The 26,502-nt window shown below is 59.8% G+C and carries 22 protein-coding genes; 8 read left to right on the forward strand and 14 right to left on the reverse strand.

Going from position 1 to position 26,502, the window contains the following annotated elements; genetic code table 11:
- Positions 1–140 precede the first annotated feature (140 nt).
- From AC0R79_RS25330 to AC0R79_RS25345, 4 genes are all read left to right on the forward strand, one after another.
- Positions 141–1,952: a penicillin-binding protein activator gene (locus AC0R79_RS25330; RefSeq protein ID WP_258712291.1), complete on the forward strand. Its 1,812-nt coding sequence runs from the start codon at positions 141–143 to the stop codon at positions 1,950–1,952.
- Positions 1,952–2,314, forward strand: coding sequence for a YraN family protein (locus AC0R79_RS25335; RefSeq protein ID WP_007956783.1), 363 nt, complete (start codon positions 1,952–1,954; stop codon positions 2,312–2,314). Before AC0R79_RS25330 ends, AC0R79_RS25335 begins: the two co-directional genes overlap by 1 nt.
- 102 nt (positions 2,315–2,416) lie before the next feature.
- A complete protein-coding gene (locus AC0R79_RS25340; protein WP_007928463.1) occupies positions 2,417–3,010 on the forward strand; it encodes a phosphoheptose isomerase in 594 nt (197 codons plus the stop codon).
- A complete protein-coding gene (locus tag AC0R79_RS25345; RefSeq protein ID WP_007956785.1) occupies positions 3,007–3,585 on the forward strand; it encodes a BON domain-containing protein in 579 nt (192 codons plus the stop codon). The genes AC0R79_RS25340 and AC0R79_RS25345 overlap by 4 nt, the downstream gene beginning before the upstream one ends.
- A gap of 51 nt (positions 3,586–3,636) precedes the next feature.
- Here AC0R79_RS25345 and AC0R79_RS25350 read toward each other — a convergent pair whose 3' ends face one another.
- The 7 genes from AC0R79_RS25350 to rplM form a co-directional block, all read right to left on the reverse strand.
- On the reverse strand, positions 3,637–4,050 hold the full coding sequence (locus AC0R79_RS25350; RefSeq protein WP_007956787.1) for a ClpXP protease specificity-enhancing factor: 414 nt from the start codon (positions 4,048–4,050) through the stop codon (positions 3,637–3,639).
- Positions 4,051–4,066: 16 nt separating this feature from the next.
- Positions 4,067–4,684 (reverse strand): glutathione S-transferase N-terminal domain-containing protein, encoded by a 618-nt coding sequence (locus AC0R79_RS25355; protein ID WP_011335872.1) that lies wholly within the window; start codon positions 4,682–4,684, stop codon positions 4,067–4,069.
- A gap of 147 nt (positions 4,685–4,831) precedes the next feature.
- On the reverse strand, positions 4,832–5,614 hold the full coding sequence (locus tag AC0R79_RS25360; RefSeq protein WP_007956790.1) for a cytochrome c1: 783 nt from the start codon (positions 5,612–5,614) through the stop codon (positions 4,832–4,834).
- Positions 5,614–6,825, reverse strand: coding sequence for a cytochrome b (locus AC0R79_RS25365; RefSeq protein WP_007956792.1), 1,212 nt, complete (start codon positions 6,823–6,825; stop codon positions 5,614–5,616). Before AC0R79_RS25365 ends, AC0R79_RS25360 begins: the two co-directional genes overlap by 1 nt.
- Positions 6,825–7,418, reverse strand: coding sequence for a ubiquinol-cytochrome c reductase iron-sulfur subunit (gene petA / locus AC0R79_RS25370; protein WP_007917031.1), 594 nt, complete (start codon positions 7,416–7,418; stop codon positions 6,825–6,827). The genes AC0R79_RS25365 and petA overlap by 1 nt, the downstream gene beginning before the upstream one ends.
- A gap of 268 nt (positions 7,419–7,686) precedes the next feature.
- A complete protein-coding gene (gene rpsI / locus AC0R79_RS25375; RefSeq protein WP_007956794.1) occupies positions 7,687–8,079 on the reverse strand; it encodes a 30S ribosomal protein S9 in 393 nt (130 codons plus the stop codon).
- Positions 8,080–8,093: 14 nt separating this feature from the next.
- The gene (gene rplM, locus AC0R79_RS25380; RefSeq protein WP_003228062.1) at positions 8,094–8,522 is read right to left on the reverse strand and encodes a 50S ribosomal protein L13; all 429 of its coding nucleotides are present in this window, start codon (positions 8,520–8,522) and stop codon (positions 8,094–8,096) included.
- 244 nt (positions 8,523–8,766) lie between these two features.
- Here rplM and AC0R79_RS25385 point away from each other — a divergent pair, with 244 nt between their 5' ends.
- On the forward strand, positions 8,767–9,807 hold the full coding sequence (locus AC0R79_RS25385; protein WP_085606928.1) for an NADP(H)-dependent aldo-keto reductase: 1,041 nt from the start codon (positions 8,767–8,769) through the stop codon (positions 9,805–9,807).
- Between the two features lie 108 nt (positions 9,808–9,915).
- Here the strand turns inward: AC0R79_RS25385 and AC0R79_RS25390 are convergent, their stop codons facing one another.
- Entirely contained in the window at positions 9,916–11,052 is a 1,137-nt protein-coding gene (locus AC0R79_RS25390; protein WP_207983896.1) for an acyl-CoA dehydrogenase family protein, read from the reverse strand.
- Positions 11,053–11,298: 246 nt separating this feature from the next.
- On the opposite strand from AC0R79_RS25390, the gene AC0R79_RS25395 reads away from it, so the two are divergent.
- Entirely contained in the window at positions 11,299–12,195 is an 897-nt protein-coding gene (locus AC0R79_RS25395; RefSeq protein ID WP_170929381.1) for a GlxA family transcriptional regulator, read from the forward strand.
- Positions 12,196–12,257: 62 nt separating this feature from the next.
- Here the strand turns inward: AC0R79_RS25395 and zapE are convergent, their stop codons facing one another.
- The 3 genes from zapE to AC0R79_RS25410 all read right to left on the reverse strand — a co-directional run bounded on the left by zapE (position 12,258) and on the right by AC0R79_RS25410 (position 15,452).
- Positions 12,258–13,352, reverse strand: a complete 1,095-nt coding sequence (gene zapE, locus AC0R79_RS25400; protein WP_474732114.1) for a cell division protein ZapE — start codon at positions 13,350–13,352, stop codon at positions 12,258–12,260.
- Positions 13,353–13,442: 90 nt separating this feature from the next.
- On the reverse strand, positions 13,443–14,798 hold the full coding sequence (locus tag AC0R79_RS25405) for a tryptophan--tRNA ligase (RefSeq protein WP_375747856.1): 1,356 nt from the start codon (positions 14,796–14,798) through the stop codon (positions 13,443–13,445).
- A 24-nt stretch (positions 14,799–14,822) separates the two neighbouring features.
- Positions 14,823–15,452 (reverse strand): alpha/beta hydrolase, encoded by a 630-nt coding sequence (locus AC0R79_RS25410; protein ID WP_085607037.1) that lies wholly within the window; start codon positions 15,450–15,452, stop codon positions 14,823–14,825.
- 144 nt (positions 15,453–15,596) lie between these two features.
- Here AC0R79_RS25410 and AC0R79_RS25415 point away from each other — a divergent pair, with 144 nt between their 5' ends.
- Positions 15,597–16,031: a Z-ring associated ZapG family protein gene (locus tag AC0R79_RS25415; protein ID WP_007956803.1), complete on the forward strand. Its 435-nt coding sequence runs from the start codon at positions 15,597–15,599 to the stop codon at positions 16,029–16,031.
- A 67-nt stretch (positions 16,032–16,098) separates the two neighbouring features.
- On the opposite strand, the gene AC0R79_RS25420 is transcribed toward AC0R79_RS25415, so the two are convergent.
- A complete protein-coding gene (locus AC0R79_RS25420) occupies positions 16,099–16,830 on the reverse strand; it encodes a YiaD family glycine zipper/OmpA-like lipoprotein (RefSeq protein ID WP_474732120.1) in 732 nt (243 codons plus the stop codon).
- A gap of 114 nt (positions 16,831–16,944) precedes the next feature.
- On the reverse strand, positions 16,945–17,589 hold the full coding sequence (locus AC0R79_RS25425) for an MBL fold metallo-hydrolase (RefSeq protein ID WP_474732123.1): 645 nt from the start codon (positions 17,587–17,589) through the stop codon (positions 16,945–16,947).
- Positions 17,590–17,793: 204 nt separating this feature from the next.
- Here AC0R79_RS25425 and AC0R79_RS25430 point away from each other — a divergent pair, with 204 nt between their 5' ends.
- On the forward strand, positions 17,794–23,583 hold the full coding sequence (locus tag AC0R79_RS25430; RefSeq protein ID WP_474732127.1) for a matrixin family metalloprotease: 5,790 nt from the start codon (positions 17,794–17,796) through the stop codon (positions 23,581–23,583).
- A gap of 77 nt (positions 23,584–23,660) precedes the next feature.
- Here AC0R79_RS25430 and AC0R79_RS25435 read toward each other — a convergent pair whose 3' ends face one another.
- Positions 23,661–26,396: a winged helix-turn-helix domain-containing protein gene (locus AC0R79_RS25435; RefSeq protein ID WP_474732130.1), complete on the reverse strand. Its 2,736-nt coding sequence runs from the start codon at positions 26,394–26,396 to the stop codon at positions 23,661–23,663.
- Positions 26,397–26,502: the final 106 nt, after the last annotated feature.

Here is a 26,502-nt window from a genome sequence, read left to right on the forward strand (position 1 = left end):
GACACGGTTTGTCGCACCATTGTGAGGCTGCGCACTCTTTGTATCAGCTAAATTGACGGTTTCACGCCAGTAACATCGCGCCCCGGCCAGTGCTTGGGTACAATTCGACGCTAATTTGATCGAGTATCAGGAACACTTACATGATCGCTTGCCTGCGGCTGTTCACTGCCCTCTGCCTCGCTGCCTTGCTGGCGGCTTGCGCCAGCTCCCCTTCCTCCAGCCTTGGCGAACTTCCACGGACCCCGGATGCCACCATCGAGCAACTGCTCGAACAGGCTGCCCAGGCCAAATCGCCGGACAAGGCTGCGCTGTTGCGCCTGAGTGCGGCAGATATGGCGTACCGCCAGGGCAATGCCGGACAGTCCGCGCAAATCCTGCAGCAAGTGCCGATGGAACAACTTCAGCCGGGCCAGCAGGCATTTGCCAGCACGCTGTCTGCAGAACTGGCCATGACCCGCAACCAGCCGAAAGCCGCGCTGACTGCCCTGAGCCACCCAAGCCTGCAACGCCTGAGCGAAATGTCGGCACCGCTGCAAGTTCGCGCCGGCACCGTTCACGCCCGCGCCCTTGAAGCCGACGGCCAGACCCTGGCCGCCGCCCGCGAGCGCATCTTCATCGCGCCGATGCTGGAAGGTGAAGCCGCCAACAAGAACCACGAAGCGATCTGGACCCTGATTGCATCGCTGCCGGCCGATCAACTGCAAGCGAACACCACCGATGACCTCGGCGGCTGGATGAGCCTGGCCCTGGCGGTGAAAACCGCCGGCACTCTGGAACAGCAGCAAGCCGCCATCGACAACTGGCGCAACCAGCATCCAAAGCACCCAGCCGCGATCAACCTGCCGCTGCCCCTGACCAAACTCAAGGAACTGGCCAGCCAGCCTTTGAGCAAGATCGCCCTGCTGTTGCCACAGGACGGCCAACTGGCCTCGGTCGGCAAGGCCCTGCGTGACGGCTTCATGGCCGCGCACTATCAGGCTCAGCAAGCCGGCCAGAAACCACCGGCCATCGAGTTCTATGACAGCTCGAAACTGACCAACCTCGACGAGTTCTACCGCAAGGCCCAGGCCGATGGCGTGCAACTGGTCGTCGGCCCGCTGGAGAAGCCGCTGGTCAAACAGCTGAGCACTCGCCCGCAACTGCCGATCACCACCCTCGCCCTGAACTACAGCGAAGGCGATCAAGGCCCGGCGCAGCTGTTCCAGTTCGGTCTGGCCGCTGAAGACGAAGCCCGCGAAGTCTCCCGCCGCGCCCGTGCCGACGGCCTGCATCGCGCCGCCATCATGGTGCCGAAAGGCGAATGGGGCGACCGCGTCCTGCGCGCGTTCAGCCAGGACTGGCAAGCCAACGGCGGCAGCATTGTCGCCACCGAGCGCGTCGACCAGCCGGTGCAACTGGCTCAGCAGATCGCCGACATGTTCCAGCTGCGTCAGAGCGAAGCTCGCGCCAAGAGCCTGCAGAATGCTGCCGGCACCAACGTTGCCGCCCAGCCTTCGCGTCGCCAGGACATCGAGTTCATCTTCCTCGCCGCCACCCCGCAGCAGGCGCAGCAGATCAAGCCGACACTGAACTTCCAGTACGCCGGTGATGTGCCGGTTTACGCGACCTCCCACGTATTCAGCGCCAGCGGCGACGTGAACCAGTACAACGACATGAACGGCGTGCGCTTCTGCGAAACGCCATGGCTGCTGGAAACCAGCGATCCGCTGCGCCAGCAGGTCACCGCGCAATGGCCACAAGCCGCTGGTAGCCTCGGCCGCCTGTACGCGATGGGCGTCGATGCCTACCGCCTCGCGCCACGCCTGGATCAGCTCAAGGCACTGCCGGACAGCCGCATCGAAGGTCAGTCGGGCAGCCTGGGCATGACTCAGAGCCAACGCGTCGTACGTCAGTTGCCATGGGCGCAGTTCGTCAGCGGTCAGATCCAGCGTCTGCCGGACACTCCACGCTGATGCCCGACAGGTCACACCTGCAAAGCGGCAAGGATGCCGAGCGCCAGGCGCTCGAGCATCTGCAACACCAGGGTCTGCGCCTGCTGGCGCAGAACTGGTTATGTAAACGCGGTGAGCTTGATCTGGTCATGCTTGATGGCGATACAGTAGTATTCGTCGAAGTCCGTTACCGAAAGAACACTCAATGGGGTGGCGCACTCGACAGCATCGATGGGCGCAAACGGCAGAAACTGATTTTCGCCGCACAGTATTTTCTTCAGCGCGAGTCGCGTTGGGCCAATTCCCCCTGCCGCTTCGACGTGGTGGCCATCGACAGCCACCAGGGTCAGCTGAACTGGTTGCAGAATGCGTTCGACAGTTGACCGCCTGCTCCGACCCGGACACTTTCACTCAACACTTTTGCTCTTTGCTTTGCGGGCTGCCCATTCACGTGCCGGACAGCCGCGCTAATTAAGGTCACACAGATGGACATGCAATCCCGAATTCGCCAGCTTTTCCAGGCCAGCATCGACACCAAGCAACAGGCGATGGACGTACTTGCACCGCACATCGAGCAAGCCAGCCAGGTAATGGTCAACGCCCTGCTCAACGAGGGCAAAATGCTCTCGTGCGGTAACGGCGGCTCGGCCGGTGATGCCCAGCACTTTTCCTCGGAACTGCTCAACCGTTTCGAGCGTGAGCGCCCTAGCCTGCCAGCGATCGCGCTGACCACCGACAGCTCGACCATCACCTCGATCGCCAACGACTACAGCTACAACGAAGTGTTCTCCAAGCAGATCCGCGCACTCGGCCAGCCGGGTGACGTATTGCTGGCGATTTCGACCAGCGGCAACTCGGCGAACATTATTCAGGCGATCCAGGCCGCACATGATCGCGAAATGATTGTCGTAGCATTGACCGGACGCGATGGCGGCGGCATGGCTTCGCTGCTGCTGCCCGAAGACGTCGAGATTCGCGTACCGGCCAACGTCACCGCACGTATTCAGGAAGTCCACTTGCTGGCGATCCATTGCCTTTGCGATCTGATCGACAGCCAACTGTTCGGGAGTGAAGAATGACCCCTAATCGCCTTGGCCTTCTGGCCTTGACCCTGTGCCTCGGCATCAGCGGCTGCACCTCGGTGGTGAATGCCAGCCGTGAAGCGCCGATCGAAGACGACCGCGGTACCCGCACTTTCGGCAGCAAGATCGATGACTCGCTGATCGAAACCAAAGTCGGCGTCAACGTGGCCAAGGCCGATCCGGCCCTGGACAACGACTCGCACATCGTCGTCACCAGCTTCAACGGTGTCGTACTGCTGGCCGGCCAGACCCCGCGCGCGGACCTCAAGGAGAAGGCCGAACAGGCCGCGGCCAACGTTCAGCGCGTGAAAAAGGTTCACAACGAACTGCAAGTGATCGCACCTTCAGGCTTCGTTGCCCGTCAGAACGACTCCTGGCTGACCACCAAGATCAAGACCCAGATGCTCGCCGATGCCAGCATTCCCGGCTCGCGCATCAAGGTCGTGACCGAGAACGGCATCGTTTACCTGCTGGGCCTGCTGACCAAACAGGAAGCCGCCCAGGCGACCAACCTGGTTCAGGGCGTCTCCGGCGTGCAGAAGATTGTGAAGCTGTTCGAATACATCGACTGACCCGCAAAACGCAGGCACAAAAAAGGCGATCCAACCGGATCGCCTTTTTTATTACTTCACCACTTTCAGGCTTGGCCGGCCGCTTGGGCGCGGCGGCTCGCTGTCCGGTGGCGGAACATCGTCATCCTGCTCGATCTCGTCTTCGTCATCCATCGGCGACTCCAGATCGAACACCATGCCCTGACCGTTCTCCCGGGCATAGATCCCCAGAATTGCAGCAATCGGCACGTACAGACTGTGCGGGACGCCACCGAAGCGACCTTCGAAGGTCACAACGTCGTTGTCCATGTGCAAGTGCCGCACGGCACTCGGCGAAATGTTCAGGACAATCTGCCCGTCACTGGCAAAGCCCTGTGGCACCTGCACCGCCGGGTACTCGGAATTGACCAGCATGTGCGGGGTGCAATCGTTATCCACAATCCACTCGTAGAGCGCGCGGACCAGATAAGGTCGACTGGAGTTCATAGCGGCTCCTTAAGCCTTAGCGCATGTCGCGTTCGACACCAGACAGACTCGCCTGGAAAGCCTCACGCGCAAACTGACGCTCCATATAATCAAGCAGCGGCTTGGCGGGCCGCGGCAGTTCTATACCCAGAATCGGCAAACGCCAGAGTATTGGCAATAGGCAGCAATCCACCAGACTTTGTTCCTCACTGAGGAAAAACGGCTTGTCGGCAAACAGCGGCGACACGCCCGTCAGGCTTTCGCGCAATTCCTTGCGCGCCACGGCACGGGCCGCTTCCTTGGTGCGCGAATCCAGAATCAGATCCACCAGACCACACCAGTCGCGCTGAATGCGGTGAATCAGCAGACGGCTGTTGGCACGCGCCACCGGGTACACGGGCATCAATGGCGGATGCGGGTAACGCTCATCCAGGTATTCCATCACCACGGTCGACTCCCACAACGCCAGGTCACGATCGACCAGCGTGGGCAGACTGCCGTAAGGGTTCACTTCAATCAGTTTAGGCGGCTGACGACCAGCCTCCACAAAAATGATCTCGGCGCTGACACCCTTCTCTGCAAGCACGATGCGCACTCGGTGGGAATAGTGGTCGGCGGGGTCGGAGTAACAGGCCAACCGATTGGTCACGCCCATGGCGATCCTCCTCGCTTGTTGAAATAGTCGGAGCCGGAAAAACGCGCGCGCCCAGAGGGCGCCTCCCGCAACGGCTGGCGAACCAGGCGTTGCGTTTTCAGAGGCGCCCTTGGGCGCGCGCGATTAACAGCAATTGCTTGAAGCGTATCAGTGCACGTCTTTCCAGTATTCACGCTTGAGCAGGTAGGCGAACACAAAGAAGAACGCCAGGTACAGCAAGACATAAGTACCGATGCGCTGATGTTGCAGCTTAACCGGGTTAGCCGAGTAAGCCAGGAAGGTTACCAGATTCTTGACCTTCTCATCGAACTGCTCTTCGTTGAGGGTTCCGGTTTTCGGCACGATGGTCAACTGATCGCACGCTTCATGAGTCAGAGGCGTACCGGTCAGCGGGTCATATTGCTTCTTGCCGTCTTCGACGATCTGTACCTGTTTGCAACCCACGACCTGACGACCTTGCAGGCCGACCAGCACGTTAGGCATGCCGACGTTCGGGAAGACCTTGTTGTTCACGCCCCATGGACGCGCAGGATCTTCGTAGAACGACTTGAGGTAACCGTAGAGCCAGTCGGTGCCGCGAACACGAGCCACCAGCGTCAGATCCGGCGGCGCTGCGCCGAACCAGGTCTTGGCGTCGGCCGGCTGCATGCCGATGTTCATGTGATCGCCGATCTTGGCGCCGGTGAACACCAGTTTTTCCAGCATCAGTTCGTGCGGAACGCCGAGGTCATCGGCCACACGCTCGTAACGCTGGAACTTGGCACTGTGGCAACCCATGCAATAGTTGGCGAAAGTACGCGCACCATCCTGCAAGGCAGCCTTGTCGGAAACGTCGATGTCGACCTTTTCCAGTTCCGGACCACCGTGTTCGGCCGCGAAAGACAGCACTGGCAGAGCAGCAAAAATCAGAGCAAAAAATAACTTTTTCATCAGCCAGTCACCCTTTCCGGAACCGGTTTGGTCTTCTCGAGCCTGGTGTAGAACGGCATCAGAATGAAGTAGGCGAAGTACAGGAAGGTGCAGACCTGCGACAGCAGCGTACGGCCTGGCGTCGGGGCCAGAACGCCCAGAATGCCGAGGATCACGAACGAAATGCAGAACACCACCAGCCAGATTTTGCTCATCCAGCCTTTGTAGCGCATCGACTTGACCGGGCTGCGGTCGAGCCACGGCAGGACGAACAGCACCGCAATCGCTGCACCCATGGCGATAACGCCCATGAGCTTGTCAGGGACCGCACGCAAGATTGCGTAGAACGGTGTGAAGTACCAGACCGGTGCAATGTGCTCAGGCGTCTTGAACGGGTTGGCTTGCTCGAAGTTAGGCTTTTCAAGGAAGTAACCGCCCATTTCCGGGAAGAAGAACACAATGAAGCAGAAGATGAACAGGAACACCACGACGCCGACGATATCTTTCACGGTGTAGTACGGGTGGAAGGCAATGCCGTCCAGCGGGATACCGTTTTCGTCTTTGTGCTTCTTGATGTCCACGCCGTCCGGGTTGTTCGAACCGACTTCGTGCAGCGCCAGAATGTGCAGCACCACCAGACCGAGAATCACGATCGGCAGCGCAACCACGTGCAGGGCGAAGAAGCGGTTCAGGGTGATCCCGGAAATCAGGTAGTCACCACGGATCCACTGGGTCAGGTCGTTGCCGATGACCGGGATCGCACCGAACAGCGAGATGATCACCTGGGCACCCCAGTAGGACATCTGGCCCCATGGCAGCAGGTAACCCATGAAGGCTTCGGCCATCAGCGCCAGGTAGATCAGCATGCCGAAGACCCACACCAGCTCACGCGGTTTCTGGTACGAACCGTAGAGCAGGCCACGGAACATGTGCAGATAGACCACGATGAAGAACGCCGAAGCGCCGGTGGAGTGCAGCAGGCGCAGGATCGAACCGTACTCGACGTCGCGCATGATGTATTCGACGGAAGCGAACGCTTCTTCCGCCGACGGGGTGTAGCTCATGGTCAGCCAGACACCGGTGACGATCTGGTTGACCAGAACGAGCAGCGCCAGCGAGCCGAAGAAGTAGAAGAAGTTGAAGTTTTTTGGAGCGTAATACTTGCTGAGATGGTCTTCCCACATCTTGGTGGCGGGGAAGCGTGCATCAACCCAATCCATGAACTTGCTCATCACGCTTTCTCCGTATCGACGCCAATGACAATCAGGTCATCGGTCTCATAGGAATGCGGGGGTACTGGCAGGTTCAAAGGCGCAGGTTGCGACTTGTAGACGCGGCCAGCCAGATCGTAGTGGGAACCGTGGCAAGGGCAGAAATAGCCGCCTACCCAGTCTTTGCCCAGATCCGCGGGTGCCACTTCGGGACGGAAAGTCGGTGAGCAACCCAGGTGAGTGCAGATCCCGATCAACAGGAGGATTTCCGGCTTGATCGAACGCACTTCAGGGTCGACATAAGTGGGTTGCGTGGAGTTTTTGGAGGTCGGATCGGAGAGCTGGCCCTCGATCTTCTTGAGATTCCCCAGGATTTCCTCGGTACGGCGGACAATGAACACCGGCTGGCCGCGCCATTCAGCAATCATCTGCTGCCCTGGCTCGATTTTGCTGACATTCACTTTCACCGGTGCTCCGGCAGCCTTCGCCTTGGCACTGGGAAACCATGACCCCACGAACGGGACCGCAGCCCCCACCGCTCCTGCAGCACCCACCACGGATGTGGCTGCTACCAAGAAGCGACGCCGGCCTGCATTCACGCCGTCATTGCTCATTCAGTCCTCTCCCATCAGCTTTGTGGCCTGTTAAATCAGGCGTCTACTAAATTGAAACTATGTACTTATAAAAATTTTGCCGAATGGTAATGAAAACCCCCAATTCTGACAAGGTAATTACCCGGAGGGCTGGCCCTCAAGCCTTGTAGTATAGGGGGTCTACGAATGTGGCAAGTTGTCACAGCGCAATTATTCAAGAAATCGCACGCATAAAAAAACGCCCGGTTCCGTGAGGAATCGGGCGTTCTTTTTGAACGTGGAAGCGAAATTAACGCTTCGAGTACTGCGGACGCTTACGCGCTTTACGCAGACCAACTTTCTTACGTTCAACTTCACGGGCGTCGCGAGTAACGAAGCCAGCTTTGCGCAGAGCGCTACGCAGGGTTTCGTCGTAGTCCATCAGAGCGCGAGTGATGCCGTGGCGGATTGCGCCAGCTTGACCACTTACACCACCACCGATGACGGTGACGTAGATGTCGAACTTCTCGACAGTCTCAGTCAGTTCCAGCGGCTGACGAACTACCATGCGGGCAGTTTCGCGACCGAAGAACGTGTCCAGGGAGCGGTTGTTGATGGAGATGTTACCAGTACCCGGACGCAGGAAAACGCGTGCGGTTGCGGTCTTGCGACGGCCAGTGCCGTAATTTTGAGTCGCCGACATAATGAACTATTCCGTTAAATCTTCAGTTCTTGGGGCTGCTGAGCAGTATGAGGGTGTGCAGCGCCCGCATAGACTTTCAGCTTACGGTACATGTCGCGACCCAGTGGGTTTTTAGGCAGCATGCCTTTAACCGCGGTCTCGATCACGCGCTCAGGGGCCTTGGCGATCAGCTTTTCAAAGTTGATCGACTTGATGCCGCCCGGGAAACCGGAGTGGGAGTAGTACATTTTGTCAGTGGTTTTAGCACCGGTAACACGGATCTGCTCAGCGTTGATTACGACGATGTAGTCGCCGGTGTCAACGTGAGGAGTGTACTCAGGCTTGTGCTTGCCACGCAGACGGCTCGCGATTTCGGTGGCCAGACGACCCAGGGTCTGACCAGCAGCGTCGACGACAAACCAGTCGCGCTTTACTGTTTCCGGTTTAGCAGTAAAAGTTTTCATTCTTTATAGCCTCAGGGGCCGCCTGTAAATAAGACGGCGGATCTTACTGAATAGTGCGTACTTTGACAAGTCAAAGGCAGCCGGATACAGACGCTTTCGGGGGCTCGGGTCGGCGCGTCCGTTCAACGGCAAGATTCTTCGGCGGCGGCGCATCACTTCCACTGCAGAAAGAGGTCGGCAATTATGCAGATTGCGAAAAAAATTTCAACCTGCTTTTATGCTTGTTTTGCCCAAGGAGCACCCGATGGACTATCGCCAGCTAGGCCGTACCGACCTGAACGTGAGTGCAATCTGCCTCGGCACCATGACCTGGGGCGAGCAAAACACTGAAGCTGAAGCCTTCGCCCAGATCGAACGGGCAAAAGAGGCCGGGATCAATTTCCTCGACACCGCCGAGATGTACCCGGTGCCGCCGAAAGCCGAAACCTACGCCACCACCGAGCGCTACATCGGCAATTACTTCAAGAGCCGTGGCGACCGCGCCGACTGGATCCTCGCCAGCAAGATCGCCGGCCCCGGCAACACCATCGACTACATCCGCGACAAGAACCTGCGCCACAACCGCCAGCACATCACCGAAGCCGTGGACGCCAGCCTCAAGCGCCTCCAGACCGATTACATCGATCTGTATCAATTGCACTGGCCGGAGCGCAGCACCAACTTTTTCGGACAGCTGGGCTACAAGCACCAGACCGAAGCCAACCTGACGCCCCTCGAAGACACCCTTGAAGCGCTCGATGAGCAAGTGAAGGCCGGCAAGATCCGCCATATCGGCCTGTCCAACGAGACACCGTGGGGCACCATGCGCTTTCTCGCCCTGGCCGAAGCCCGTGGCTGGCCGCGCGCCGTGTCGATCCAGAACCCGTACAACCTGCTCAACCGCAGTTTCGAGATCGGCCTGGCGGAAATCGCCATCCGTGAACAATGCGGTCTGCTCGCCTATTCGCCGCTCGCGTTCGGTTTCCTGTCGGGCAAGTACGAGGGTGGGGCGCGCCCGCCAAAAGGCCGCCTGAGCCTCTACAGCCGCTTCAGCCGCTATTTCAACCCGCAATCGGAAGCGGCATGCAGCCGTTATGTGGCACTGGCCCGTGAACACGGTCTGGATCCGGCACAAATGGCCCTGGCCTTTGTGAACCAGCAACCGTTCGTCACCAGCAACATCATCGGGGCGACGACGCTGGAGCAACTGGACAGCAACATCGCCAGCTACGAGCTGAAACTGTCGAGGGAAGTGCTGGAAGGGATCGAAGCGATTCACAAGGATCATCCGAACCCGGCGCCGTAACCCAGGACGATGATCGTTCCCGCGCTCTGTGGACTGCACCCCAAAGCGGACGCAGAGCGTCCATGGCGGCATTCCCACGCAGAGCGTGGGTACGATCACACGCTCGGATCAAAGCGACCGCGCAATGATCTCCTTCATGATTTCATTGGTGCCGGCATAGATCCGCTGCACCCGCGCATCCGCCCAGGCTCGCGCCACCGGGTATTCCCACATGAAACCGTAGCCTCCATGCAGTTGCACGCACTCGTCGAGCACCTTGCATTGCAGGTCGGTGCCCCAGTACTTGGCCATCGCCGCCGTCGGCACATCAAGCTTGCCTTGCAGATGCAACTCCAGGCAGCGGTCGACGAACACCCGGCCGATCTGAATCTCGGTGGCCATTTCCGCCAGTTTGAAGCGGGTATTCTGGAAGTCGGCAATCGACTTGCCGAACGCCTTGCGGTCACGGGTGTAATCCAGCGTCCATTGCAGCGCCGCCTCGGCTGAAGCCAGACCGCCAATCGCCACGGTCAGACGCTCCTGCGGCAGTTCCTGCATCAGATAGGCAAATCCCGCCCCGGCCTGACCCAGCAGGTTTTCTTTCGGTACTCGCACGTCCTGGAAGAACAATTCCGACGTGTCCTGAGCCTTCATTCCGACCTTCTCCAGGCGCTTGCCCTTGTCGAAGCCCGGCGTGTTCGCCTCCACCAGAAACAGGCTGGTGCCCTTGGCGCCGGCCTTGGGATCGGTCTTGGCCACAACGATCACCAGATCCGCCAGGAAGCCATTGGTGATAAAGGTTTTCGAGCCGTTGATCACATATTCGTCGCCATCCAGCACCGCCGTGGTCTTGACCCCTTGCAGGTCGGAACCGGCGCCCGGTTCGGTCATGGCGATCGCGGTGACCATCTCGCCGGACACCAGCTTCGGCAGGTATTTCTGTTTCAGCGCCTCGCTGCCGTAATGCAGGATGTACGGTGCGACGATGTCCGAATGCAGTGAAAAACCGATACCGGTCAGGCCCAGCCGGCCCACTTCCTCGATGACCACTGCACTGTAGAGAAAGTCCGCTCCCAGCCCGCCGTATTCCTCCGGCAGGTGCGAGCAGAGCATCCCCGCCTCCCCCGCCTTGTTCCACAGTTTGCGGTCGATGTAGCCTTGTTTTTCCCATTGCCCATGGAACGGCACGGCCTCCTTTTCGAGGAATGTTCGTACGCTGTCGCGGAACAATTCGTGCTCGGAGCTGAACAAGGTTCTGGGAATCATGCGGCACCTTTTCTTTATTGTTGGAGGGATCAGACCTTCAGAGACTAAGCCTCGCTTCCGATACAGGACACTGGACACATCCGACAAAAAATAAGACGATCCAGCCGTCTGGTGACCACTTTCCCTTATAAAAACAAAAGTTGAATTATGTCCAAGCAAGTCTCCACGCCCTTGCGGCGCGTCAGCATCCTGGCGATCGACCGGGTTTTCGCTTCCACCCTCATGCAAGCCAAGGATTTCTTCCATCTGGCCAGCCTGCGTTACGGCAAACAACTGGGCCACGGCCTGACTCCGGCGTTCGAAACCCGCCTGGTCAGCCCCGACGGCAAACCGGTGAACAGCTTCAGTGACGTGGTCATGCCGGTGGACGGCGGCCTGGAAAACGCCGACGTCATCATCCTCCCGGCCTTCTGGGACGATTTCGATACGCTGTGCCAACGTTATCCACAGATCCTGCCGTGGCTGCGCGAACAGCATGCCCGGGGCGCCGTGCTCTGCGGCGAGGCTACCGGGGTGTTCTGGCTGGCCGAGGCCGGCTTGCTCAACGGCAAGGAAGCGACCACCTACTGGCGCTTCTTCAACGCTTTCGCCGAGCGCTTCCCGCAGGTCTACCTCAATCAGGACAAGCACTTGACCGACGCCGACAACCTGTATTGCGCCGGCGGCACCACTTCGGCCTGCGATCTCTACATTTACCTGATCGAGCGCTTCTGCGGCGCCAATGTAGCCCAGGCGGTAGCTCGCGACATTCTCTATGAAGTGCAGCGCAGCTACGCACCGGGCCGCATCGGTTTCGGCGGCCAGAAGCTGCATCAGGACGTGATCATCCTGCAGATCCAGCACTGGCTCGAAGAGCATTTCGCCGACAAGTTCCGCTTCGAGGACGTGGCGCGCGAGCACGGCATGAGCATCCGCAACTTCATGCGCCGCTTCCAGACCGCCACCGGCGACAAACCGCTGCACTATCTGCAACGGCTGCGCATCGAGACCGCCAAGGGCTTGCTCTCCGGCAGTCGCAAGAGCATCAAGACCATCAGCTACGAAGTCGGCTACGACGATGCGAGCTTCTTCGCACGGCTGTTCCGCCAGCACACCGAACTGTCGCCGAACCAGTACCGGCAGCAGTTTCAGCAAGCTGCCTGACGATTCGACCAGACACAAAAAAGGGCCTGCATCTGCAGGCCCTTTTTGTTTGCCGAATCCGCTTAAGGCTTGTGTGCCCGGGACAGGAACTCGTGGGATTGCATCTCCAGCAGACGGCTGAGGGTACGCTGGAACTCGAATGTCAGACGCCCGCCGGTGTACAGGTCTTTCAACTCGACTTCGGCAGAAATGATCAGTTTGACGTTACGGTCGTAGAACTCGTCGACCATGTTGATGAAGCGTCGGGCGATGTCGTCGGTGGTGACGCTCATCTGCTCCACGCCACTGAGCAGCACGGCGTGGAAGATCTTGCCCAGTTCGATGTAGTCGTTCTGGCTGCGCGGGCCGTCGCACAGCTCGCGGAAGTCGAACCAGGCCACGTCGTCGCAAGTGCGCAGGGCACGGATTTCGCGGTTCTCGATGATCAGCACATCGTTTTCCACCGCCGCCGTGCATTCCGGCGTCAGCGCGCGGAAGCTCTTGCGCAGGCTTTCGTGGGCGGCTTCGTCGAGCGGGAAGTGGAACAGCTCCGCTTGTTCGAGGTGGCGCAGACGGTAGTCGACGCCGCTGTCGACGTTGACGATCTCGGTGTTCTGCTTGATCAGCGCGATGGCTGGCAGGAAGCGCGCGCGTTGCAGGCCGTCCTTGTACAGGCCGTCCGGCACGATGTTCGACGTGGCGACCAGGGTCACGCCGTTCTTGAACAGCTCTTCCATCAGCGTGCCGAGGATCATGGCGTCGGTGATGTCGGAAACGAAGAATTCATCGAAGCAGATGACCCGCGATTCAGTCGCGAAACGCTTGGCGATGATGGTCAGCGGGTTTTTCTCGCCGCCAAGGGTTTTCATCTCTTCGTGCACGCGCTTCATGAAGCGGTGGAAGTGAGTGCGGGTCTTTTCCTTGAATGGCAGCGCTTCGAAGAAGGTATCCACCAGGTAAGTCTTGCCGCGACCCACGCCGCCCCAGAAGTACAGGCCCTTGACCGGCGCCTGATCCTTTTTGCCAAACAGCTTGCCCAGCAAACCCGGCTTGTTCTGCTCGGCCGCGATCAGATCGTCGTACAGGCGTTGCAGATGACGAACGGCAGTTTCCTGCGCCGCGTCATGGAAGAAGTCCGGGCGTTTCAGATCAGCTTGATATCGTTCTAGGGGCGTCATAATTCGTTAGCAAGGCAACAAAAACGGGCCGTCACTGTAGCGATGGCCCGTGGGAATGGCAATCGGCCCTTGGTCGGGCCGGCCCGTTGATTATTCCTGAATCGGCGTCAGAGCGATCCGCAACGCCTCGACAGCCGCATCGCGCGCAGCCACGTCGGCGAACGCCGGGCTGTCGCCGACGCACTCGCCTTCCAGCCAGACGCTGAAGCTCAGGTCTTCGCTGCGTACATCCAGCGCTTGACCCGATTGCAGTTGCTTGGTCACCTGACCGGCGGTTTTACCGTCGGCGAAGTTGCGCGACAGCAGCAGTTGCTCGCCGTCAGCCGCCAGCAGACGGAAACGGAAGCTGCCGTCGTCTTCGCGGAAGCTGACGAAACGTGCAGCTTTCGCGGCTTTCTTCTTGGTGGTCGCGGTCACCTGAACCTGATTGACGAAGGAGCGCAGGCCGACCGCTTCGCGCAGTTCGTTGAGGAATGGCGTCGCCACCGCACGGGCCTTCTTGGCGCCGTGTTGCAGGATGTCTTCCAGATCTGCCGGGCGTTCGATCAACTGGTGATAACGCTCGCGGGATTCGCCCAGCTCGTTGTCGAGCAGCTGGAACAGACGGTTCTTCGCCTCGCCCCAACCCAGACCGCCCAGCAGTTCGCTGCGGAATTCGTCAGCCTGCGCCGGCGTGGAGAAGGCCTGGAACAGGGTGAACAGGTGCGAGTTGTCCGGATCTTTCGCTTCGCCCGGCGCGCGGGAGTCGGTGACGATCCGCGAGATCGCGTCCTTCATTTCCTTGGCGCTGGAGAACAGCGGAATGGTGTTGTCGTAGCTCTTGGACATCTTGCGACCGTCCAGGCCCGGCAACGTGGCCACGCTTTCCTCGATCAGCGCTTCGGGCATGGTGAAGAACTCCTTGCCCTGGCCGAACAGGTGGTTGAAGCGTTGGCCGATGTCACGGGCCATTTCCACGTGCTGGATCTGGTCGCGACCGACCGGCACCTTGTGCGCGTTGAACATCAGGATGTCCGCCGCCATCAGCACCGGATAGCTGTACAAGCCCATGGTGATACCGGCATCCGGGTCTTCGCCGGTCTCGACGTTCTTGTCCACCGAAGCCTTGTAGGCGTGGGCGCGGTTGAGCAGGCCCTTGGCGGCGACGCAAGTCAGCAACCAGGTCAGTTCGGGGATTTCCGGAATGTCGGACTGACGGTAGAAGGTCACGCGATCCACATCCAGGCCACCGGCCAGCCAGGTCGCGGCGATTTCCAGACGCGAGCGCTGGATGCGCAGCGGGTCATCGCACTTGATCAGGGCGTGATAGTCGGCCAGGAAGTAGAACGAGTCGGCATTGCTGTCGCGGCTGGCGAGAATCGCCGGGCGGATGGCGCCGGCGTAGTTGCCCAGGTGCGGGGTGCCGGTGGTGGTAATGCCGGTGAGGATGCGGGTACGGTTCGTCATGGGTAATCGCTTGTCAGACTGCAATCAATTCGAGAGACGCGGCAGGATCAGATCCTTGAGATCGGTCAGCTTGCCATGAAAAAAGTGTCCGCATTCTGCCACTTTCAGCAGCTCATGGGGGCGCTGGAGTTTGTCAGACCAGTCGTAGACCAACTGCGGATCGATCACTTCGTCGGTTTCCGGCTGGATCACGGTCAGCTCGCCCTGTTGCGGCAACTGATCCTGATCGCCCAGACGCATCACCGCCGGCGCGACCATGAACAGGTGCTTGAGCGTGATGCCTTGGGCTTCGAGACGGCCGCCGAGACTTGCGGCAACAAATCCACCGAAGGAGAAACCGAACAGGGTCAGCGGCAGATCCGGGTGTTTTTCCAGCAACCATGCGGCAGCGGCCTGGGCGTCGTCGACCTCACCAGTGCCCATGTCATGGGAACCTTCGCTGGCACCGACGCCGCGATAGTTGAAGCGCAAGGTGATCAGGCCCGCGTCGCGCGCGGTGCGTTGCAGGGTCGAGACGACCTTGTTGAGCATGGTGCCGCCCTGCACCGGGTTCGGGTGGCAGATCAGCGCGATGCCACGTGGCTGCTCGTTGTCGAGGTAAAGGCTCTCAAGTTGACCCACCGGGCCATCAATCACTACAGGGGTTTCACGCATCAGCAAGGAAGGAACTCCGTGACCTCGAATCGGGTCGACTCGTCTAGCAAATTGTCTGTGCCAGTCTATTGCGAGTGAATCGCGGTATACAGCGCAGGTTCGAGCCGTTAACGTAAAGCAAAGCCGTTTATAGAGGAAGGACTCGTGGAACACTCGCTCTTAGTTTGGTTGTTACCGACTCTTGCCCTGGTTGTGGGTGTCGCCATTGGTTTCCTGATCGCTCGCGTTGCGCCGAACGCCGCGCCCAGCCGCACGCAGCGTCAACTGGATGATATTCAGGAACGTTTCGACAGTTATCAGAACGAAGTGGTGACCCACTTCAACAGCACCGCCAATCTGGTCAAGAAACTGACCCAAAGCTATCAGGAAGTGCAGGACCACCTCGCCGAGGGCGCCAACCGTCTGGCCCTGGACGAGCAGACCCGTCAACGCTTGCTCGCCTCGCTGCACGCCGACGCAGCACAGGCCCCACGGGAACGCCTGACGCCACCACGGGATCAGGAACCGCCGCGTGACTACGCGCCGAAGACCCCGAACTCGCCGGGCATGCTCGACGAGCATTACGGCCTGAAGAAGTAATCAGCCTTCGCGCCAACAAAAAGCCCCCGGACAATCACTTGTCCGGGGGCTTTTTTGTACCTGACAGTTACGGGTACTGCTGAACCGTGCCCGGTTGTTGCTGGCCACCGTACTGCTGGCCCGGGATCGCCTTGAGGTTGACCTCGACGCGGCGGTTCTGCGCGCGGCCATTGACGTCACCGTTGCTGGCGATCGGATTATCCGGACCGGCACCGCGGGCGCTCAGGTTGGCACCGCTGACGCCTTGCGAAGTCAGGTAGGTTGCCACGCTCTGCGCACGACGCTGGGACAGGTCCATGTTGTGCTGACGACTGCCGGTGCTGTCGGTGTAACCGACGATTTCGATCTGGTTCTGGTTGAACTCTTTGAGCGAGTTGGCCAGGTTGTTCAGCGGCTGATAGAAGCTCGAAGCGATGTTCGCCGAATCGGTGGCGAAGGTGATGTTGCCCGGCATGATCAGCTTGATCTGGTCGCCCTGACGCTGCACTTCAACCCCGGTGTTGGCCATGCTGGCGCGCAGTTTTTTCTCCTGCTGGTCGGCGTAGTAGCCGTAACCGGCGGCCGAGGCACCGACGACGGCTGCGCCGATCAGCGCACCCTTGCCGCGGTTGTCGTGGTCGATGGCGGCACCGGCCAGCGCGCCGGCCAGTGCACCAAGGCCACCGTACTTGGCGGTTTTGCTCATGCCCTGGGAGCCACCGTCGGCCTGACCCTGATTGTCATACGGGTTGGGCGAGGCGCAGCCGGACAAGACGGCCACGGCAGTAGCGACAATAATCAAACGACGCGTGGTGAACATGGAGTGCTCCTACATTTTGCATTCTGTGGTGCAGCGGCCATTGGCAACTGGCCCGTGCGGGCGTTGGATCATGACAATGCACAAAAATTCCGCTGGGCACCCGTGACAAAATGTTTAGGCACGCACAAACGGGTTCTCGCGCATTTCATCCCCCAGACGCGTATCCGGACCATGCCCGGCCACAACGGTCGCGTCTTCATCCAGGGTGTACAGCCGCTGCTTGATCGATCGCACGATGGTCGCCTGATCGCCACCCCACAAATCCGTGCGCCCTACTCCGCGACGAAACAACGTGTCGCCAGCAATCAACAGCTTAGCCTCGGAAAACCAGAAGCTCATGGAACCTGGCGTATGCCCCGGCGTATGCAGTGCCACGCCGCAGCCGCAGGCCAGCTCTTCGTCGTCGCTCAGCCAGCGATCCGGCGAAGGCACCGGTGTGTAGGGCACGCCGAACATCTGGCATTGCATCTCCAGGTTGTCCCACAGGAACTGATCCTCTTTATGCAGGTGCAAGGTGGCACCGGTCTTTTCCTTCATCTGGCCGGAAGCCAGGAAGTGATCGAGGTGCGCGTGGGTGTGGATGATGCTCACTACTTTCAGACCCAGCGCATCAAGGCGCGCCATGATCAGATCGGGGTTGCCGCCCGGGTCGACGACAATGGCTTTTTTCGTGACAGGGTCACCGATGATCGTGCAGTTGCATTGCAGGGGGCCGACGGGGAAGGTTTCGCGAATAAGCGTAGATTTATGTGCGGTCATGGAAAATCCTGGACGAACGGCAGTGGGATTTGTTTCAGAATTCTACTTCACGCGCCGATACAGATCGCCCGGTCAGTTATTTGACGTCAGCAATCAAAAAAATGATGGCTTAATGATGTCAAACCTCCTGTTTCTGGTGCAAAATCGCATTTTTTTGTAGCGGTCGCATTCAGGAAGGGCCGCAGCGCACTCAGGAAATTCTCCATGCCTACGCCCAAGACGTATTCCTCAAGTTTGCCCGCTACGTTGACTGGTAATGCCATTGTCGACAGCCTAATTTCCGGTACTTACTGGCTGGGGGCCAACTGGACTCCGTCCGGGCCGACCAACCTCAGCTATAGCTTCATGGCGCCGGTGACTTCCTATTTTGTTACCAACTACAGCCCCGATAACGAATACAACGCGCTGTATGAGCTCACGGCAGGACAGAAAAACGCGATCACCGATGCTTTGGGGGCCTGGAGCAGTGTTGCCAATCTCAATTTCACGCTGACCAGCGACACCCTGACCAACGTGGGTGACCTGCGTTTCGGCGGCTATCGCCTGATGGACGACAAAACGGCTGCCTGGGCGTATTTTCCGGCCAACAGTCCTGTTGCCGGTGATGTCTGGGTCGGTCCGCAAACCAACAATCCGAACCCTGGCAAAGGCACTTACGACTACTTGACGTTCGTTCATGAAATCGGCCATGCCCTGGGTCTCAAGCATCCATTCGACACCAGTGCCACCAACAAGACCCTGCTGGACCCGAAACTGGACGATGTTCACTTCACAGTGATGAGTTACAACAGTAACTATTCCTATCAGCCGACGACGCCGATGGTGCTGGACATCATCGCAATCCAGAGCCTGTATGGCGCCAATATGCATTGGCAGGCCGGCGACAACGTTTACAAGTGGGATGCCAACCAGTCGATTTTCGAAACCATCTGGGACGGCGGTGGCAACGACACAATCGATGGTAGTAATCAGCTTGCTGCCGTCAGCATCAATCTGAATGAAGGCGCCTACAGTCAAATCGGCAAGAAATTTGTTGATTTCAATAACCTGAGTTCGATCAACGACGGACTGGCGATCGCGTACGGCGCCAAAATAGAGAATGCCGTCGGTTCAGCCTTCAATGACATTCTTACCGGCAATGCACTCAATAACACACTCGATGGCGGCCTCGGTGCCGACACCATGATCGGTGGCGATGGCGTCGACACCTACTACGTCGACAACGCCGGCGATGTGGTCATCGAAACCGACGCTTCACTGACCGCCCTTGACCGCGTGTTCTCCAGCATCAATTACACCCTCGGCGCCAACGTCGAGAACCTGATCCTGATCGGCGATGCCATCAACGGCACCGGCAACGAGCGGGACAACCGCATGACCGGCAACGCCCTGGCCAACACGCTCGATGGCGGTCTCGGTGCCGACACCATGATCGGTGGCGATGGCGTCGACACCTACTACGTCGACAACGTCGGCGATGTGGTCATCGAGACCGACGCTTCGCTGACCGCCCTTGACCGCGTGTTCTCCTCCATCGATTACACCCTCGGCGCCAACGTCGAGAACCTGATCCTGATCGGCAATGCGGTCAACGGCACCGGTAACGAGCGGGACAACCGCATGACCGGCAACGAGGGCAACAACGTCCTTGATGGCGGCCTCGGCGCGGACACCATGATCGGTGGCCTGGGCAATGACACCTATATCGTCGACAACATCGGTGACATCACCACCGAAACCAGCACCCTGGTCGGTGAAATCGACACCGTGCGCTCATCGATCGACTGGACCCTCGGTGCCAACCTGGAAAACCTGGTCCTGACCGGCAACGCCGTCAACGGCACCGGCAACGAGCTGAACAACACCCTGACCGGTAACGCTGCGGCCAACACACTCAACGGCGGCCTCGGCGCCGACACCATGATCGGTGGCGACGGCGTCGACACCTACTACGTCGACAACGTCGGCGATGTGGTCATCGAAACCGACGCTTCACTGACCGCCCTTGACCGCGTGTTCTCCAGCATCAATTACACCCTCGGCGCCAACGTCGAGAACCTGATCCTGATCGGCGATGCCATCAACGGCACCGGCAACGAGCGGGACAACCGCATGACCGGCAACGCCCTGGCCAACACGCTCGATGGCGGTCTCGGCGCGGACACCATGATCGGTGGCCTGGGCAATGACACCTATATCGTCGACAACATCGGTGACATCACCACCGAAACCAGCACCCTGGTCGGTGAAATCGACACCGTGCGCTCATCGATCGACTGGACCCTCGGTGCCAACCTGGAAAACCTGGTCCTGACCGGCAACGCCGTCAACGGCACCGGCAACGAGCTGAACAACACCCTGACCGGTAACGCTGCGGCCAACACACTCAACGGCGGTCTCGGTGCCGACACCATGATCGGTGGCGACGGCGTCGACACCTACTACGTCGACAACATCGGCGATGTGGTCATCGAAACGGACGCTTCACTGACCGCCCTTGACCGCGTGTTCTCCAGCATCAATTACACCCTCGGCGCCAACGTCGAGAACCTGATCCTGATCGGCGATGCCATCAACGGCACCGGCAACGAGCGGGACAACCGCATGACCGGCAACGCCCTGGCCAACACGCTCGATGGCGGTCTCGGTGCCGACACCATGATCGGTGGCGACGGCGTCGACACCTACTACGTCGACAACGTCGGCGATGTGGTCATCGAAACCGACGCTTCACTGACCGCCCTTGACCGCGTGTTCTCCAGCATCAATTACACCCTCGGCGCCAACGTCGAGAACCTGATCCTGATCGGCGATGCCATCAACGGCACCGGCAACGAGCGGGACAACCGCATGACCGGCAACGCCCTGGCCAACACGCTCGATGGCGGTCTCGGCGCGGACACCATGATCGGTGGCCTGGGCAATGACACCTATATCGTCGACAACATCGGTGACATCACCACCGAAACCAGCACCCTGGTCGGTGAAATCGACACCGTGCGCTCATCGATCGACTGGACCCTCGGTGCCAACCTGGAAAACCTGGTCCTGACCGGCAACGCCGTCAACGGCACCGGCAACGAGCTGAACAACACCCTGACCGGTAACGCTGCGGCCAACACACTCAACGGCGGTCTCGGTGCCGACACCATGATCGGTGGCGACGGCGTCGACACCTACTACGTCGACAACATCGGCGATGTGGTCATCGAAACGGACGCTTCACTGACCGCCCTTGACCGCGTGTTCTCCAGCATCAATTACACCCTCGGCGCCAACGTCGAGAACCTGATCCTGATCGGCGATGCCATCAACGGCACCGGCAACGAGCGGGACAACCGCATGACCGGCAACGCCCTGGCCAACACGCTCGATGGCGGTCTCGGTGCCGACACCATGATCGGTGGCGATGGCGTCGACACCTACTACGTCGACAACGTCGGCGATGTGGTCATCGAGACCGACGCTTCGCTGACCGCCCTTGACCGTGTGTTCTCCTCCATCGATTACACCCTCGGCGCCAACGTCGAGAACCTGATCCTGATCGGCAATGCGGTCAACGGCACCGGTAACGAGCGGGACAACCGCATGACCGGCAACGAGGGCAGCAACGTCCTTGATGGCGGCCTCGGCGCGGACACTATGATCGGTGGCCTGGGCAATGACACCTATATCGTCGACAACATCGGTGACATCACCACCGAAACCAGCACCCTGGTCGGCGAAATCGACACCGTGCGCTCATTGATCGACTGGACCCTCGGTGCCAACCTGGAAAACCTGGTCCTGACCGGCAACGCCGTCAACGGCACCGGCAACGAGCTGAACAACACCCTGACCGGTAACGCTGCGGCCAACACACTCAACGGCGGCCTCGGCGCCGACACCATGATCGGTGGCGACGGCGTCGACACCTACTACGTCGACAACGTCGGCGATGTGGTCATCGAAACCGACGCTTCACTGACCGCCCTTGACCGCGTGTTCTCCAGCATCAATTACACCCTCGGCGCCAACGTCGAGAACCTGATCCTGATCGGCGATGCCATCAACGGCACCGGCAACGAGCGGGACAACCGCATGACCGGCAACGCCCTGGCCAACACGCTCGATGGCGGTCTCGGTGCCGACACCATGATCGGTGGCGATGGCGTCGACACCTACTACGTCGACAACGTCGGCGATGTGGTCATCGAGACCGACGCTTCGCTGACCGCCCTCGACCGTGTGTTCTCCTCCATCGATTACACCCTCGGCGCCAACGTCGAGAACCTGATCCTGATCGGCAATGCGGTCAACGGCACCGGTAACGAGCGGGACAACCGCATGACCGGCAACGAGGGCAACAACGTCCTTGATGGCGGCCTCGGCGCGGACACCATGATCGGTGGCCTGGGCAATGACACCTATATCGTCGACAACATCGGTGACATCACCACCGAAACCAGCACCCTGGTCGGTGAAATCGACACCGTGCGCTCATCGATCGACTGGACCCTCGGTGCCAACCTGGAAAACCTGGTCCTGACCGGCAACGCCGTCAACGGCACCGGCAACGAGCTGAACAACACCCTGACCGGTAACGCTGCGGCCAACACACTCAACGGCGGCCTCGGCGCCGACACCATGATCGGTGGCGACGGCGTCGACACCTACTACGTCGACAACGTCGGCGATGTGGTCATCGAAACCGACGCTTCACTGACCGCCCTTGACCGTGTGTTCTCCTCCATCGATTACACCCTCGGCGCCAACGTCGAGAACCTGATCCTGATCGGCAATGCGGTCAACGGCACCGGTAACGAGCGGGACAACCGCATGACCGGCAACGCCCTGGCCAACACGCTCGATGGCGGCCTCGGCGCCGACACCATGATCGGTGGTGCCGGTGATGACACCTACATTGTGGATAACTACAAGGATGTCGTGATCGAACAATTCGGTGAAGGCCATGACCTGATCAAAACCAGCATCGACTTCACCCTTTCAGCCAATCTCGAAGACCTGACGATGATCGGTGACGCTACTTCGATATTGGTCGGCAACGCATTGAACAACGTCATCAGGGGCAATTCCTCCACCAACTACATCGATGGCGGACTGGGTGCGGACACCATGATCGGCGGCGGCGGCCACGACTCCTACGTCGTGGACAACATCAACGATGTCGTGATCGAACTCGCCGATGAGGGTATCGACACCGTCAAAACCAGTGTCGATTACACGCTGACGGACAACGTCGAAGACGGCCAGATACTTGGAAACGCCAACCTGAACCTGACCGGCAATGCCCTGGATAACGTCTTGCACGGCAACAGCGGCAACAACATCCTGTCGGGCGGGCTCGGTGCCGACCACATGATCGGCGAGGGCGGCGACGATATCTATATCGTGGATAACGTCAATGATCTCGTCTATGAATCGCCACTCAATGGCGGCCACGACCTGATCCAGACGTGGGTCGACTACAGCCTTTCGGAGAACGTCGAAGACGGCGTATTGCTTGGCAATGCGGACCTCACCCTGCGCGGCAACAATCTCGATAACGTCCTGACCGGCAACTCCGGCAATAACACACTCATGGGCTTTGGCGGCACCAACCAACTCTTTGGCGCAGAAGGTAACGACATACTGTTCGGCGGATGGGGAAGTAACAAACTGACCGGTGGTACAGGGGCCGACACGTTTACCTTTAATAACTTGATCACGTTGGAAACGGAACTGGGCATGGGCCCTGCCAACTCACAGAACATCGTTACCGATTTCAACGTGCTTGAAGGTGACAAGATCGATTTCTCCGGCTACGACATAGATCCGATGAGCCTCGGCGTCCAGCACCTGACTTTCATCGGTTCCAATGAGTTCACCGGTGCCGGTCAAATGCGCTTCGTGGATCAGGTCCTTCTCGGCAACGTAAGCGGTGACCTCGGAGCTGACTTCCAAGTGCAACTGGTGGGCGTCCATACCCTCAGCGCGAACGATGTACTGGTCTGACCCTTTCGACTCCTGAATGGACAGATAGATGCAAATGAAAACACCCCGCCTTGGCGGGGTGTTTTTTTGTGCTTGCTCTAGGACAGCAGCCCCAGTTCCTTGGCCCGGGCCACGGCCTGTGTTCGTCGCTCGACGCCCAGCTTGCTGTTGATATGGCTGGCGTGGGTCTTCACGGTATGCAACGAAATGAACAATTGCTCGCTGATCTCCTGATTCGAACAGCCCTGGGCGATCAGACGTAACACGGCCAACTCGCGACTGCTGAGTTGTTCGGTCGCGGCCTGTTCCGGGACCGGACGAGCAATCGGTTGCGGAAGAAGCTCCAGCAGTTGCTGACTGACCGCAGCCGGGGCGCTCGTTACCAACTGCCCACGCAACCAGTCCGGGTGCTGGTCGACCAGTGCGTCGAACGGCTGCACGACCCCACCCGCCGCTGCCTCCAGCGCCAGACTCAATGCCTTGCGCGCTTCTGGCTCCCTTTCATCCGCCAGCAGCAATGCCACTTTCTGCGTCAGTGCCATCACGCTGAGCAATTGCCGGCCGGTCTGCTGGCCGTTTTCATGCAGCACATTCAAACGCCCTTCGGCGAGCATCGGCTGCCCCTGAATCACATCGAGCAGTGCCTGTTGCAGTTCAACATGCAAGGGCAACTGCGGATGAAATTCAGGAGGTGCGGCGGCACGTTCTCCGGTGTAGGTCTGCCCCAGACGAGCCAGCCACGCCTCGGCCAGATCGGTACGCCCCTGGGCAAGCCAGAGTTCGCATTTGACCAGAGTGATCATTGCCAGGTAGTAGATCGGCGGAACATCCCAGATGTGCATCAACCGTTCCGCTTCGGCAAGCTCTGCAAACGCCTTGGCAAACTCGCCACCACTGCCGTCCAGGCGAGCGACCACGCAGTGGCCGATCAGGACGCTGATATCACGACACGCGCGCGCCTCACCGATCCCGGCCAACAGCCGCGCACGCGCGGCCTGCGGCTGCAAACGCATGGCCAACAGAAAACCTTCGTACAGCGTCAGCCGTGCGCGTACCGCGTACAAACGCTGCGGGGACAAACCGCGCAAGCGTTCCAGCCCCTGATGCACTTCTTCCAGCGCGCGCAGGATTTCGCCGCGCGACTGCAATACCCGCGCCCGGTCGTAATGCGCCAACGCTTCGAACAACGGATTGCCGACCCGTTGCGCCAGTTCAAGGGACTCGCGGTTCAAGCCACGCGCACGCCACAGATCGCCATCGGCAATGGCCAGGTTGGACAGCGTCGACAGACACATCAAACGCTGGCCGTAACGCTTGGCCGGAAGACTTTCCAGCGCTTCGCTGCAATACCTTAGTGTCAATTCACGGTGCCCACGACCTCGAGCGATGATACCGCTGAGCGCCAGCCATTGAGCGAGCATCGACTTTTGCGCGGTAGCCGAGGGTGCCGGCAGGAAGCGGCTCAGGTGACTGGCGAGCTCTTCGGCGGCATCCAGCTGGCAGGCCAGCCCCAACGCCCAGCTGTACAGCACGATCAGACGTGGCGTGCTGATCAGCAGGCTGTCGGGCAGGTCCATCTTCCAGCGCAGCAGCATGCCGACGTTCTGCTCGGCCAACAGCTGTTCTTCGGACAGGTTCTGCACCAGATTCGCCGCGACATCGAGATGCCCGGCGCGCAACGCCTGCTCCACCGCCTCATCCAGCAGGCCCTGGGCATTGAACCAGCGACAGGCGCGCAGATGCAGGGTGGCGGTCGGTACCATGGCCTGCGCCATCGGCCGACTGCGCAACAGATCGGAAAACAAATGGTGATAGCGATACCAGTGACCATGCTCGTCGAGCGGCACCAGAAACACCTGGTGCGCCGAGAGAAAACGCAGGATTTCAGCGCTGTCATGGGCTTCGCGCACCGCGTCGCACAACTCGCTGCAAAAGCGTTCTTGCGGCGCGGTTTCGTAGAGAAAAGCCTGAACCTCGGCGGGCAGGCAGTCGATGACCTCTTCCAGCAGGTAATCACGGATCAGCCCTTCTCCGCCATTCAACGCTTGAGGCAAGGCCACATCACTGCCGGCCTCGGCGGCAGCCAGCAGCCAGAAGCGCAGCCCGGCCACCCAACCTTCGCTGCGCTGGATCAGGCTTTCCAGCGCTTCGCCGCGCAACGCGCTGCTGTGGCGATCAAGCAGGGCCAGCGCTTCGTCGTGGGTCAGGCGCAGATCCTGTTCATGCAGTTCCAGCAACTGTCGCGACAAGCGCAGACGCGCGAGATGCCAGTCCGGCCGCTGACGGCTGGTAACCATGACCAACAAACCATCGGGCAAGTGGTTGAGGAAAAATTGCAGGCAACGGTCGAGCACCGGCCCTTGAGCGAGGTGATAATCGTCCAGCACCAGCAACAGCGGCGAAGACGGTTCCAGCTGCAGTGCCAACTCGTCGAGCAGACCGTCGAGCCATTCTTCGAAGGCGAACGGCTGATGACGCTGGCGCATTTTCAACAGGCCGAGTGCGCGGCTGCCGAGTTCCGGGAAGTAGTCCTGCAAACCTTCGAGCAGTCGCTCGAGAAACCGCCCCGGATCGTTGTCTCGCGGACTCAGGCCCAGCCACAGGCTTTGCCAGTGCGCCGGCAGACTCTGGCAGAACTCCACCGCCAGCGAACTCTTGCCGAACCCGGCCGGGGCGCTGACCAGCAACAGGCGCCCTCCGAGCCCGGCGCTCAGGCGCTCGCACAAACGGGGTCGCAGCACGTAGCCGTCGGGTAGCGGCGGACGGAAAAAACGTCCGTCCAGTGCCGCGACGGCAACGCTTGCAGGGCCCGGAAGTGGGGACAGATCAGTCATGGCCGGCTCTTGTTTGTATGGCTGTTGGCGGCGTAGCAGATGCCCGCAGACTAGCCTTAAACGGAGCGGTTATGAAGGTCGTTGCTACAAATGGCTACAAAAAGGC

The sequence above is a fragment of the Pseudomonas sp. HD57-3 genome, from assembly GCF_056113135.1.

Excerpts from the sequence above, each read along its gene's own strand:
- petA (WP_007917031.1), bottom strand. The coding sequence starts at position 7,418 with ATGAGCAATGACGGCGTGAATGCAGGCCGGCGTCGCTTCTTGGTAGCA.
- AC0R79_RS25350 (WP_007956787.1), bottom strand. The coding sequence starts at position 4,050 with ATGAACTCCAGTCGACCTTATCTGGTCCGCGCGCTCTACGAGTGGATT.
- AC0R79_RS25340 (WP_007928463.1), top strand. The coding sequence starts at position 2,417 with ATGGACATGCAATCCCGAATTCGCCAGCTTTTCCAGGCCAGCATCGAC.
- AC0R79_RS25405 (WP_375747856.1), bottom strand. The coding sequence starts at position 14,798 with ATGACGAACCGTACCCGCATCCTCACCGGCATTACCACCACCGGCACC.
- AC0R79_RS25330 (WP_258712291.1), top strand. The coding sequence starts at position 141 with ATGATCGCTTGCCTGCGGCTGTTCACTGCCCTCTGCCTCGCTGCCTTG.
- zapE (WP_474732114.1), bottom strand. The coding sequence starts at position 13,352 with ATGACGCCCCTAGAACGATATCAAGCTGATCTGAAACGCCCGGACTTC.
- AC0R79_RS25360 (WP_007956790.1), bottom strand. The coding sequence starts at position 5,614 with ATGAAAAAGTTATTTTTTGCTCTGATTTTTGCTGCTCTGCCAGTGCTG.
- rplM (WP_003228062.1), bottom strand. The coding sequence starts at position 8,522 with ATGAAAACTTTTACTGCTAAACCGGAAACAGTAAAGCGCGACTGGTTT.
- AC0R79_RS25355 (WP_011335872.1), bottom strand. The coding sequence starts at position 4,684 with ATGGGCGTGACCAATCGGTTGGCCTGTTACTCCGACCCCGCCGACCAC.
- AC0R79_RS25435 (WP_474732130.1), bottom strand. The coding sequence starts at position 26,396 with ATGACTGATCTGTCCCCACTTCCGGGCCCTGCAAGCGTTGCCGTCGCG.
- AC0R79_RS25390 (WP_207983896.1), bottom strand. The coding sequence starts at position 11,052 with ATGATTCCCAGAACCTTGTTCAGCTCCGAGCACGAATTGTTCCGCGAC.
- AC0R79_RS25420 (WP_474732120.1), bottom strand. The coding sequence starts at position 16,830 with ATGTTCACCACGCGTCGTTTGATTATTGTCGCTACTGCCGTGGCCGTC.
- AC0R79_RS25365 (WP_007956792.1), bottom strand. The coding sequence starts at position 6,825 with ATGAGCAAGTTCATGGATTGGGTTGATGCACGCTTCCCCGCCACCAAG.
- AC0R79_RS25335 (WP_007956783.1), top strand. The coding sequence starts at position 1,952 with ATGCCCGACAGGTCACACCTGCAAAGCGGCAAGGATGCCGAGCGCCAG.
- AC0R79_RS25425 (WP_474732123.1), bottom strand. The coding sequence starts at position 17,589 with ATGACCGCACATAAATCTACGCTTATTCGCGAAACCTTCCCCGTCGGC.
- AC0R79_RS25430 (WP_474732127.1), top strand. The coding sequence starts at position 17,794 with ATGCCTACGCCCAAGACGTATTCCTCAAGTTTGCCCGCTACGTTGACT.
- AC0R79_RS25385 (WP_085606928.1), top strand. The coding sequence starts at position 8,767 with ATGGACTATCGCCAGCTAGGCCGTACCGACCTGAACGTGAGTGCAATC.
- rpsI (WP_007956794.1), bottom strand. The coding sequence starts at position 8,079 with ATGTCGGCGACTCAAAATTACGGCACTGGCCGTCGCAAGACCGCAACC.
- AC0R79_RS25345 (WP_007956785.1), top strand. The coding sequence starts at position 3,007 with ATGACCCCTAATCGCCTTGGCCTTCTGGCCTTGACCCTGTGCCTCGGC.
- AC0R79_RS25410 (WP_085607037.1), bottom strand. The coding sequence starts at position 15,452 with ATGCGTGAAACCCCTGTAGTGATTGATGGCCCGGTGGGTCAACTTGAG.